This is a genomic window from Candidatus Neomarinimicrobiota bacterium, assembly GCA_041862535.1.
GTDB lineage: Bacteria > Fidelibacterota > Marinisomatia > SCGC-AAA003-L08 > TS1B11.
The window spans coordinates 1-10,556 of record JBGVTM010000237.1 but is presented as its reverse complement, the minus strand read 5'-3'; the positions used below and the strand labels follow the sequence as shown (position 1 = coordinate 10,556).

At 54.8% G+C, this 10,556-nt stretch carries 12 protein-coding genes; 11 read left to right on the top strand and 1 reads right to left on the bottom strand.

Features of this window, described 5'->3' with window-relative positions; genetic code table 11:
• Positions 1-340 precede the first annotated feature (340 nt).
• Positions 341-1,177 (bottom strand): META domain-containing protein, encoded by an 837-nt coding sequence (locus tag ACETWG_08680; GenBank protein MFB0516666.1) that lies wholly within the window; start codon positions 1,175-1,177, stop codon positions 341-343.
• Between the two features lie 793 nt (positions 1,178-1,970).
• Here ACETWG_08680 and ACETWG_08675 point away from each other — a divergent pair.
• The 11 genes from ACETWG_08675 (at position 1,971) to ACETWG_08625 (ending at position 10,454) form a co-directional block, all read left to right on the top strand.
• Positions 1,971-3,722 carry an OPT family oligopeptide transporter gene (locus ACETWG_08675; GenBank protein MFB0516665.1) on the top strand — a complete coding sequence of 584 codons (1,752 nt, stop codon included), beginning with the start codon at positions 1,971-1,973 and terminating at the stop codon, positions 3,720-3,722.
• A gap of 12 nt (positions 3,723-3,734) precedes the next feature.
• On the top strand, positions 3,735-4,277 hold the full coding sequence (locus ACETWG_08670; GenBank protein ID MFB0516664.1) for a hypothetical protein: 543 nt from the start codon (positions 3,735-3,737) through the stop codon (positions 4,275-4,277).
• Positions 4,278-4,686: 409 nt separating this feature from the next.
• On the top strand, positions 4,687-5,316 hold the full coding sequence (locus tag ACETWG_08665; protein ID MFB0516663.1) for a 4Fe-4S dicluster domain-containing protein: 630 nt from the start codon (positions 4,687-4,689) through the stop codon (positions 5,314-5,316).
• Positions 5,313-6,227, top strand: coding sequence for a CoB--CoM heterodisulfide reductase iron-sulfur subunit B family protein (locus ACETWG_08660; protein MFB0516662.1), 915 nt, complete (start codon positions 5,313-5,315; stop codon positions 6,225-6,227). The genes ACETWG_08665 and ACETWG_08660 overlap by 4 nt, the downstream gene beginning before the upstream one ends.
• Positions 6,211-7,068, top strand: coding sequence for an FAD-dependent oxidoreductase (locus ACETWG_08655; GenBank protein MFB0516661.1), 858 nt, complete (start codon positions 6,211-6,213; stop codon positions 7,066-7,068). Before ACETWG_08660 ends, ACETWG_08655 begins: the two co-directional genes overlap by 17 nt.
• On the top strand, positions 7,065-7,421 hold the full coding sequence (locus ACETWG_08650; protein MFB0516660.1) for a DRTGG domain-containing protein: 357 nt from the start codon (positions 7,065-7,067) through the stop codon (positions 7,419-7,421). Before ACETWG_08655 ends, ACETWG_08650 begins: the two co-directional genes overlap by 4 nt.
• A gap of 11 nt (positions 7,422-7,432) precedes the next feature.
• Positions 7,433-8,347 (top strand): CBS domain-containing protein, encoded by a 915-nt coding sequence (locus ACETWG_08645; protein MFB0516659.1) that lies wholly within the window; start codon positions 7,433-7,435, stop codon positions 8,345-8,347.
• Between the two features lie 11 nt (positions 8,348-8,358).
• Complete coding sequence (locus tag ACETWG_08640) at positions 8,359-8,697, top strand: DRTGG domain-containing protein (protein ID MFB0516658.1); 339 nt, start codon at positions 8,359-8,361, stop codon at positions 8,695-8,697.
• Positions 8,694-9,434 carry a PHP domain-containing protein gene (locus ACETWG_08635; protein MFB0516657.1) on the top strand — a complete coding sequence of 247 codons (741 nt, stop codon included), beginning with the start codon at positions 8,694-8,696 and terminating at the stop codon, positions 9,432-9,434. Before ACETWG_08640 ends, ACETWG_08635 begins: the two co-directional genes overlap by 4 nt.
• Before the next feature lie 12 nt (positions 9,435-9,446).
• The gene (locus ACETWG_08630; GenBank protein ID MFB0516656.1) at positions 9,447-9,980 is read left to right on the top strand and encodes an ATP-binding protein; all 534 of its coding nucleotides are present in this window, start codon (positions 9,447-9,449) and stop codon (positions 9,978-9,980) included.
• Positions 9,981-9,998: 18 nt separating this feature from the next.
• Complete coding sequence (locus tag ACETWG_08625) at positions 9,999-10,454, top strand: NAD(P)H-dependent oxidoreductase subunit E (GenBank protein ID MFB0516655.1); 456 nt, start codon at positions 9,999-10,001, stop codon at positions 10,452-10,454.
• The last annotated feature ends 102 nt before the right edge of the window (positions 10,455-10,556 follow it).

The window sequence follows — 10,556 nt, the reverse complement described above, 5'->3', positions numbered from 1 at the left end:
TATTACTACACGCAATCAGCCCCGCGAGCAGGATGGCAGATAGGTAAGAAAAAGTAGCCGCTTTCATTGATATGCTCCTTTTTCACAGAATATTGCAGGCCTGAAACTGCAGCCGCAGCCATGATGCCCCGGGAATCTGGATCACTTCTTGGAAGGCCACATAACTCTCCGATCCAGAAGCTGTTAAGCCATCATGTGATCCTGAGTCCACCGGGTAGATTTCTACGTGGGAAGGAACCTTGGCGGGTTGGGCGGCAACAATCATCGGAAGGCAAAGCAGGAGTGCTGTTTTGCAGCCTGTTCGTTTAATGGTACGTATCATTCTTTCTACCATAAACTTTTAGTCCTCAGAAAAGGTGTATGGCTCTATCCTGGCCAGGTTCGTGTCCGTTTGTTCAACGCTGAAGCTGATTATATATCGAAGACCGTAGTCATGGAGACGCAGCCTGCCAGCACTCACCTCGTAGGAAGTGATACTGTCCAACGCCCAAAAATAATAGCCATCAAGAAGATCCGGCCTGCGCCCACATGACATAAGTGTCACTGAACGAACTTCAATATTCAAAGATCCCTTTTCTGTATTGGTAAAGGTTCCTGCAAAATAATTACAGGCTCCCCCTCCGCCGACTAAAAGGTATTCTTTGTAGAACTTAACCGTCATCAAAGTATCCCCGGGGATAAGATGGAAATCCGGTGCCAGTAGGGTGTCCACTTTCCAGACCACGCCGAGAAGTTCCTCATCCACCAGGCCGAGGCTGGCATGGATCACGTACTCGCGGCCCTTATTGAATAGTTCCAGCGTGTCTTTCCGCAAGGTGTACTTCGAGACGCTGGACAGGGCCTCCAGGAAGCGCACCGACGTCTTGCTAACATCCTGCACAGTGTCCGCGGAGCTGGAGAGGATGGTAATCTCTATCGAGCCGGGCGCAGGGATTTCATACACACCCTGGTAGTAATGACGACCATAATAGCCCTCGATTTCCATTTCTCCACCGAATTGAATTACCAAGGGGCCTTCCCAACGAGGTACTATCGTACTATCCGGCGTAATCAGCGGGTCTACCCGCCACACCCCCTCCAGCAGGTCCGCGTCTATGATCGCGTCCTCCGGGTCGCTACAGGCTATCATCGCTATGAGGAGCATTGCAGGTAGGAAATAAGGTCTAGCCGGTTTCATTGGTATGCTCCTTTTTCACAGAATATTGTAGGCCTGAAACTGAAGCCGCAGCCAGGGGACGCCGTCCCGATGCCAACGTTGCCGGAATTGGATGCATAGACATTGTTCCCTGTCTTTGTCCACCCGCATTCCTGCCCCAGAACGTTGCCACCGATCATAAACACCATCACAAGAATTAATGCCGTGGTACTAATAGATTTCATTTGATCCCCCTCCTTGCTATATAATATTTAACATGCTTAATTCGAACGCTTCCCTTCCATGATCCGTAAGTATAAATGCTAAGTTGTTATTCTTTTTAACCTTTCGGTTTCTGAAATTATCGCCATTATATCGTTAAATAATCCAGTACTTTATATTACTTACAGTGATTATATATCAATAATTCAGGCAATTAAACATCAATCACTGCCTCATTTATTTTCAATATAAATATATTAATTACAAAGTCAAGCTATTTCCTGCCTGCTGGCAGATTTGCCGCTGTTCTTTATATGGCAATGGTAATCCTCTGGCAATTGAGATACAGACCAGGCGTCAGGAAGGATTATGGACCGCCCCGCCTGTCCCTGAACATCACCGCTGCTTCCGCAGCAGCATCTCCCGGCCTGTATCCGAGCGGATCGCAAAACCCTTCCGCATCCTCGCTGCCCAGCTGTTAAGTTTACCCAGGTTGCAATACATCGATTGGCCAGTGCTCATCAAGCATGACCATTAAGCATTCGGCTGGTGTCAATCCGGACACGGGTCCAGGAATCATTATCATCCCCTTCAGCCAGTAGGAGGTGCAACGTTGACAACCGCTGAGATCAGCCGCGAACGGCCTATTCGGACCGGGTCCTATCCCGAGCTCACCTGGCAGGCCGTCCTGGTGGGCTACTTCTTGGGGGCCATCATCACCCTAAGCATCGGCTATGCCAGCCTGATCCTGGGCTTTTCCATCGAAGGCTCGGAGCTGGCCGCCATCCTGGGATTCGGTATCCTCCGGGGCATCATGCGGCGCACCAGTATCATTGAGAACAATATCAACCAGACCATCGCCAGCGCGGTCAACGGCGCCTCGGCCGGCATGATGTTCTCCGTCCCGGCCCTGTTCATCCTGGGACAGACGGAGTTCAATCCGGTGCTCATGGTCTTCGGGTGCATCGCCGGCGGCGTCCTGGGTATCGCCTTCATCATCCCCCTTCGCAAGCAGATGATCGACTTCGAGCGCCTGGCCTATCCCGGCGGCATCGCCGTGGCCGCCATTCTCAAATCACCGGGCGCGGGCCTCCACAAGGCCATCCTGCTGCTGGGCGGAGCGGCCGTCAGCGCCGGCGTTCACTCCATCAGCCAGCTCACCGGCTTCGAAAACTGGCAACTGGGCAACCTTATCGGCATGCCGCAGTACATGAACGGCGTCTGGTACATCTCCCTCCTGACCATCGGAGTGGGTTTCCTGGCCGGCAAGGGCGGCGTATATTTCATCGTCGGTGGCTACGTCTGCTACTGGATTCTGGCACCCCTGCTTGCCGCCCTGGGACTGCTGCCAACTCCCCAGACACTGACCGAAATGGCGACGAGCATGCCTTCCTATCTCCGCCTGCAGCTGTTCCGACCGGTGGGCATCGGCATGCTGATCGGCGGGGCCCTGACCGGCATCGCTCTGGCTCTGCCGCTGGTGGTCAGTGCCGTGAGGAGCATGCAGATGGCCGCCAAAACGAAAACGCCCCTCTCCCAGGATGAAATGCCCATCCGCCTGCTGTACATCGGCATCAGCCTGGCAACCCTGCTGCTGCTCGTGATTGCCTATAACTCCGTGGCCGAGATGGGCCTGCTGCGGGGGGTCATCATGGCCCTTCTGGGGACGCTGTGGATCTGGGTCGCCGGGGTGGTCTTGTCTGAATGCATCGGCCGGACGAACTGGTCCCCCCTGTCAGGCATGACACTGATAGCTGTCACTATTCTGATCATCATCAGCAGCGGCCTGGGCGATAAGGCGGCGATTATATCCTCGGTCATGGTGGGCGCCGCCGCCTGCGTGGCCATGGCCCAGGCCACCGACCTCATGCTGGACCTGAAGACCGGATACCTGGTGGGGGCCATCCCCCGCCGACAGCAGATCGGCCAGTTCCTGGGCACCTGGCTGGGGCCGATCCTGGTTATGATCCTCATTTTCGTGCTGCACAAGGCCTATACCCTGGGTAGTGACCGGCTCCCGGCTCCCCAGGGAACGGCTCTGGCCAGTATGATCAGCGGCATCCTCGGCGGTGAGGTCCCGGTTGAAAAGTACGTGGCCGGCGCCGGGCTGGGCGCCCTCCTGAGCGCCAGCGGCATCGGCGGCCTGGGTATCCTCGTGGGCCTCGGCTTTTACCTGCCGTTCAATATCGTTCTCACCTACACCATCGGCACCCTGCTGCGGCTGTGGTCGGACTGGAAAAAAGGCAAGCAGTGGTCGGAAGGAGTTGGGGTGCCCGTAGCGGCGGGACTCATTGTCGGTGAAGCCCTGGTTGGAGTCGGCTTTGCCCTGTATTATGTCATAACTGGCGCCCTGGGTTCGGCTTAAGGAGGTGGCACAATGAAAGCGTTGGGATACCTGCTCATTGTTGGCGGCTTTCTGGGCGGCGCTTTGACGGCGGTGTTGGAAACGGAACGGGTATACTGGGAAATATTTCTGGTGGCCATCGTTGCCGGTGCGGCGGGAGTAGCCCTCGTTCGGCTCACCACCCTGCGTGCCGCCCGGGAAGCGGAAGCGCTGGCCGCCAACATCCAGAACATCCGCCAAAGCCTGACCCGGGTGGTGGAGAATATCACTACCCTCAATCGGGAAAAGGAGTCCATCCACCCTTACGATTTCCGCCATCGGATCGATGAACTGTTCCCCGTCGACCTGACCACCTTCGTCGAGGCCCGGGAAGCGATCGGCCACCTGTACGGGCTCCAGGCCTACGCCGATGTGATGAGCATCTTTGCCTCCGGGGAACGCTATCTGAACCGGGTCTGGTCGGCTTCGGCGGATGGCTACATCCACGAGTGCCACACCTACCTGGGAAAGGCCCGGGAGCAGTTTACCGCCGCCCTGGATAAACTGCATGAATTAGAACCAGCGGCGCAGGCCTGAAATGGATAACTGAGCCTGTTGATTAACTGCCTGACCCGCTTCCAGGGCGTAGCAAACACTGAGGCCACTGTATCAATCTAAATTGACTAAGATCAATAAAGTAAAAAAAGGATATATTATCAATACTTTAGCATATGTTAGGTAATTAGACAATAATCCGTTCAGCATTTAAACAGGATAAATGTGTCTAAATATCCTAAATTGTCTTGAATGTATTCGATCGCTGGGCTTAATATTGACTCTTAAAAAAACGGTTGGGCTGCGGTTTTAATGGAGTACCCGACCAATGCACTGTTAAGATAATCACTCATTGCGGTTAGTATTCCGATATTGCGATCACACACTTCCCCTGGCCCATGCGATTCGATTTTCCCCGGAACCTGAAGCCCCTAATTAGAAGGCTACCGTTATGTCGTCACCACCTATAGAACGCAAAGTGCGCTATGAAAGAGACCTCGATCCCCATTTTGCGCAGGAGATAAGCGCGATGCCGGGGGGGGAACAACTGGCCCACTGCATCCAGTGCGGCACTTGCAGCGCTACCTGTCCCTTGAGCATCTACATGGATTATACGCCCCGGCGCATCATCGCCATGACCCGGGCGGGACTCAAGGACGATGTCCTGCGATCCCTCACTATCTGGCTATGCGCCTCCTGCTACTCCTGCACCGTCGAGTGCCCCAAGAATATCAAGATCACCGACATCATGTACGCCCTCAAGCGCCGGGCGATTGAAAAGAATATCTATCCCAAGCGGTTCGGTATTCCCGTTCTGTCCCGGGAATTTTTTCGCCTGGTCCAGCGGAACGGCCGCAGCAGCGAAGGCCGGGTTATCGTGCGCATGGCTCTCAAGACCAATCCCTTCCAGTATATGAAAAAGAAGGCCCTGCTGGGCCTGAAACTCATGCGGCAAGGCCGGCTATCCATGAAGAAAGAGTCCATCAAGCGCAAGGGTGAACTGACCACAATTTTGCGGGGCGTTGAACAGGCGGCTCTGGAACTCGACCGGGCCCGTCAATCAGGCAGGGTGGAAGCATGAAATATCTCTACTATCCCGGATGTTCCTGCTCCGGCAAGACCACCGGCAGGGCCTATGCGGAATCACTGATCGCGGTCTTTCAGGCCCTGGATGTGGCCTATGAAGAACTGGAGGACTGGAACTGCTGCGGCGCCACCATGTACATGTCGGTGGATGAACAGCAGGCCTTCGCCATGTCCGTCCGCAACCTGGCCCTGGCCGAGCGCCAGGGAGGGAATGGTGACTCTCCACCCACCCTCACGACCCCTTGCGCCGCCTGCTACGCCGTCCTGAACAAGACCCAGCATTACATCGACGACTATTCTCAGATCGGGGAGAGCATACATAGCGCATTAGCGGCTGCGAGCTTGTCGTACACCGGCCGGGTGCAGGTCCGCCATCCCCTCGACATTCTGGTCAACGATGTCGGGCTGGAAAAAATCGCGGGGCAGGTTAAACGACCGCTGCTGGGATTGCGGGTGGCCTGTTACTACGGCTGCCTGCTGGTGCGGCCCTACGCCACCTTTGATGACCCTTACCACCCCACCACCATGGACCGCCTGATACGCGCCCTCGGGGCCGAACCGGTGGACTGGCCCCTGAAGACCCACTGCTGTGGTGCATCGTTGAGCGGGACAATCGAAGAAGTGGGAGTCCGGCTGAGTTATATCCTGCTATCCGAAGCCCGCCGGCGCGGCGCTAACGTTGTAGCCACTGCCTGCCCGTTTTGCCAATTCAACCTGGAGTGCTTCCAGCATCAGATGATCCGGGACCACGGGCTGGCTGGTGAGGTTCCGGTCGGCTATTTCACGCAGCTGGCCGGTATCGCTCTGGGGCTGCCAGGCCGCAACCTCGGCCTACACCGTCTGACCATTCCATTACCTGTTTCTGATAAAATTGGGGAGCAAGAAGAATATGCCACCGCCCAGTAAAAACGGTTCACCCCAAATCGGCGTCTATATATGCCACTGTGGCATGAACATCGCCGCCAAGGTGGATATCCTCGAAGTAGTCGCTTTCGCCCAGACACTGCCCCTGGTCTCCGTGGCCCGGGAATACAAGTTCATGTGCTCCGACCCGGGACAGGAGCTCATCCAGGAGGATCTCCGTGCCGAACGGGTCAATCGGGTGGTAGTGGCTTCGTGCTCACCCCTGATGCACGAGATTACTTTTCGTCGGGCCACCGCCGATGCCGGACAAAATCCGTTCTTTTTCCAGATGGCCAATATCCGCGAGCATGTCAGTTGGGTGACTCTGGACGGTCGCCTGGCCACTGACAAGGCCAAAGCGCTGGTCGCTGCGGCAGTGCGCCGGGTAGCCCTCCACGAACCTCTGGAAAAGAAACAGGTCCCCGTCAATCCGGACGTGTTAATCGTAGGCGCCGGCATCGCCGGCATCCAGGCCGCCCTCACCATGGCTGAAGCCGGGAAAAAGGTCCATCTGGTCGAGCGCACCCCCTCCATCGGTGGGCATATGGCCAACTTCGACAAGACCTTCCCCACCCTGGATTGCTCAGCCTGTATTCTCACTCCGAAAATGGTGGCAGTCTCGAAGCATAAGAATATCCACCTGATGACCTTCGCCGAAGTGGTGGATGTCTCAGGCTATGTCGGCAACTTCAAAGTGAAAATCCGCAAGAAAGCCCGCTACGTGGACCTTGATAAATGCACCGGTTGTGGAGAATGTTGGGCCAATTGCCCGGCCTTAACGGTACCCTCCCAGCGCGTCATCCGGAAAGGCGAGCTGGTTATCAATCAGAAGGTCAATCCATGACCCTTGCCCAGATTGTCAAGATATTGGATGGTGATTTCCTGTCAAGCCGGGATCACCGGCAGAAGCAGGTACACACCGGCTGCGGTTGTGACTTGATGAGCGACGTCCTGGCCTTTATCAAGCCGAATGCCCTCCTGTTGACCGGATTGACCAACGCCCAGGTGATCCGAACCGCGGAGATGGCCGATGTCAAAGCCATCTGCTTCGTCCGGGGGAAGAAACCGGGTGGGGAGGTCATCGCCCTCGCGGATGAAAAAGATATCGCCCTGCTGGCTACCTCGCTGCCCCTGTTCGAGGCCTGCGGCCGACTCTACCGCGAAGGTCTGGCCGGTTGCTCCGAATATGAAGGCTAATAGGTTAGTCCATGACCGATACCAAGGAAGTTACGAGGGTTCAGGAACTAATCTATGAGATGAAGGTGGGGCAGGTCATGGCTAAGGATGTCATCGCCGTCAGTGTTGATAGTCGCATGAGCGATCTTCGAAACCTGCTCCGCGATGAGCGGATTTCCGGCGTACCAGTTGTGGATGGCAACCAGCTGGTAGGATTGATCAGCATTGAAGACTTCATCAAATACCTGGCTGACGTTAACCCGGACTGCCCGGTGGCGGAACGCATGAGCCGGGATGTGAAAACGCTGTATGACACTGATCCCTTAATCCATGCCGTCGAAGAATTCGAACGCTATGACTATGGCCGCTTCCCGGTCCTCGATCGCCAGACGGGTGAACTGGTCGGCATTATCACCAAAGGAGATATTGTCAGGGGCCTGCTGAACAAAATGGAGATCGATTATCACGAACGGGAGACCCACCGTCGCCATACTAACCATACTTTCGAAGAAATCATTGCTGACAAAGCCATCTTCATCTTTCAGTACGATATAATCGGCAGTGATTTCGACCGGGCCGGCGAAACCTCCAGCAAACTGAAAAGGGCCCTGGGACGCTTGGGCATCCCTCCTGATATCCTGCGCCGGGTGGCCATTGCAGCCTATGAAGCCGAGATGAATGTCGTCATTTTCACTGACGGAGGCAAACTGACCACCCATGTGACTTCTAAAGAAATCACCGTAGAGCTAAGAGATTCTGGCCCGGGCATCGAAGACATCGAAAAAGCCATGCAGCCCGGCTTCTCCACCGCTCCCGACTGGGTCAGGGAACTGGGCTTCGGCGCTGGCATGGGTCTGTGCAATATTAAAAGATGTGCCGACAATATGTATCTGGAGTCCACGCTCAGCGTCGGCACAAATCTGAAGTTCACCGTTAACCTGCAATAGATCAGGATACCATGGAACTTGATACTATCATCAAACAGCTCGGCCTGACAGCGATGACAACCGTCGATAATCTAGCTAAGCAGATTACCGGTGCTTACGCTAGCGACCTTTTGAGCGATGTGCTCGCTCACGCCAAAGAGGGGGATCTATGGATTACCCTCCAGACCCACCCCAATATAATTGCCGTGGCTACGATGAAAAGTATTGCCGGAATTATCCTGGTAAATGGACGCCAGCCGGAGAGCGAGACACTTAAAAAAGCCTCCGAAGAGAAAATCCCCATATTCACCACTGAAGGATCAACCTTCGAGCTGGCGGGCCAATTATACAAACTGCTAGGAGAAAAATGAGGGTCATTCATGCCGACCTTCATATTCATACCTGTCTTTCTCCCTGCGCCGAATTGGAAATGTCGCCGAAGAGAATTGTAGATGAAGCGCTCAGCAAGGGGCTTGATATGATCGCAATCTGTGATCACAATTCCGGCGAAAACCTGGCCGCCGTCATCGAAGCTGCCCATCCAACCAGCTTGGTTGTGCTGCCAGGAATGGAGATCACTTCCAAAGAAGAGGTCCATATCGCCGGTTTATTCGGCAACCTTGGTGATGCCGCCCGGATTCAAGCACTGATTTATGAACATCTAGAAGGCGAAAATGACGAAGCGGCTTTCGGCCTGCAGGTCGTGGTCGAGGCTGACGGGACCGTAGCGGAGTTTAACAACCGGCTACTGATCGGGGCCACTGACCTGTCCCTGGAGCACATCGTCGAGGCCATTCATTCCCACAACGGACTGGCCGTCGCCGCCCATATCGACCGGGAAGGATTCGGCATCATCGGGCAGCTCGGATTTATCCCCGCTGACCTGAGCCTGGACGCCCTGGAAGTGTCATCGCGAATGAGCCTCAAAGAAGCTGCTGCCACCTTCGAGCAGTATGGACACTACCCCTTCTTAAGGTCATCCGACGCCCATGTGCTAAGAGATATCGGCAAAGGGCACACACCGCTTTCGGTTGAAGAAGTCTCCTTCGCGGAGCTCAAAATGGCGCTGAAGTCTGAAAACGGGCGCGGGGTCTGTTATGAAGAGTAACGGAAAGTAGCCATGGAGGATCTCTCCCTGCATATTCTCGACATCGTGGAGAATTCCATCCGCGCCGGAGCCCGTGAAGTTGAGATTCGAGTCGAGGAAAATATGGCGGAGGACCGGTTGGAGATCGAAATCAGGGATGACGGTGCTGGCATGGATCAAGCTACCATAAAACAGGCACTTGATCCCTTTTTCACGACCCAATCGGTCCGGAAGGTGGGATTGGGGCTATCCCTGTTCCGGGAAGCGGCTCGCGCGGCGGGCGGTGATTTAGCCCTCCAGTCCGAGCCCGGAAAGGGCACCCGCGTGAAAGCCACCTTCCAGCATAGTCACATTGACCGCCAGCCCTTGGGTGATATCGCGAAGTCCCTCATAATCCTGATTGTCGCCAACCCGGAGATACGTTTCCAGTATCGCCACCAGAAAGACGGGCGGGAATACCAGGTGGATTCAGAAGAGCTATTCCCCGGAGACACCGGCGGTATGAAGGAACTCACTGCCGGAATACGCAACATTAACAAGCATTTAAAAGAATTGCAATCTGCTTAGATAGAGCAAGGGTGAACCATGAGTGAACACAACATTTCAGAAATCATGAAGAAATACAGCGGCGATCCGAGCACGCTGATCGCTATCCTCCAGGATGTGCAGGAAGAGTACCGACATCTGCCGCAGGATGCCCTCACCCAGGTAGCGGATGGCCTGAAAGTACCTCTCAGCCGGGTGTTCAGTGTGGCCACCTTTTTCAAGTCTTTCAGTCTCGAACCGCGGGGAATACATACCATCAGCGTATGCACCGGGACTGCCTGTGAGGTATGGGGGGCAAAAAGATTGGTCGAAAAAATCGGCGACGAATTGGGAATAAGCACCGGCGGTACAACCAAGGATCTCGCATTTACGCTTAAAGAAATCAATTGTCCTGGCTGCTGTGGTCTGGCACCGGTTCTGATGATCGGCAACGATGTTTACGGAAAAGTTAAACAAAGCAAAGTAATGTCTATTGTTAAGAAATATGAAAAATAATGGGAGAGGAATATGCCAAAATTAAAAATAGAAGACTTGCAGAAGATCAGAGACGAGGCACGGCAAAGCACTACCCTGAGAAGGGGAGAAGGCAAGGCCAAA

What these genes read in the sequence shown, in the direction of transcription:
- ACETWG_08665 (MFB0516663.1), top strand. Translation starts at nt 4,687, where the DNA reads ATGTCGTCACCACCTATAGAACGCAAAGTGCGCTATGAAAGAGACCTC.
- ACETWG_08680 (MFB0516666.1), bottom strand. Translation starts at nt 1,177, where the DNA reads ATGAAACCGGCTAGACCTTATTTCCTACCTGCAATGCTCCTCATAGCG.
- ACETWG_08630 (MFB0516656.1), top strand. Translation starts at nt 9,447, where the DNA reads ATGGAGGATCTCTCCCTGCATATTCTCGACATCGTGGAGAATTCCATC.
- ACETWG_08640 (MFB0516658.1), top strand. Translation starts at nt 8,359, where the DNA reads ATGGAACTTGATACTATCATCAAACAGCTCGGCCTGACAGCGATGACA.
- ACETWG_08625 (MFB0516655.1), top strand. Translation starts at nt 9,999, where the DNA reads ATGAGTGAACACAACATTTCAGAAATCATGAAGAAATACAGCGGCGAT.
- ACETWG_08645 (MFB0516659.1), top strand. Translation starts at nt 7,433, where the DNA reads ATGACCGATACCAAGGAAGTTACGAGGGTTCAGGAACTAATCTATGAG.
- ACETWG_08650 (MFB0516660.1), top strand. Translation starts at nt 7,065, where the DNA reads ATGACCCTTGCCCAGATTGTCAAGATATTGGATGGTGATTTCCTGTCA.
- ACETWG_08655 (MFB0516661.1), top strand. Translation starts at nt 6,211, where the DNA reads ATGCCACCGCCCAGTAAAAACGGTTCACCCCAAATCGGCGTCTATATA.
- ACETWG_08670 (MFB0516664.1), top strand. Translation starts at nt 3,735, where the DNA reads ATGAAAGCGTTGGGATACCTGCTCATTGTTGGCGGCTTTCTGGGCGGC.
- ACETWG_08660 (MFB0516662.1), top strand. Translation starts at nt 5,313, where the DNA reads ATGAAATATCTCTACTATCCCGGATGTTCCTGCTCCGGCAAGACCACC.
- ACETWG_08635 (MFB0516657.1), top strand. Translation starts at nt 8,694, where the DNA reads ATGAGGGTCATTCATGCCGACCTTCATATTCATACCTGTCTTTCTCCC.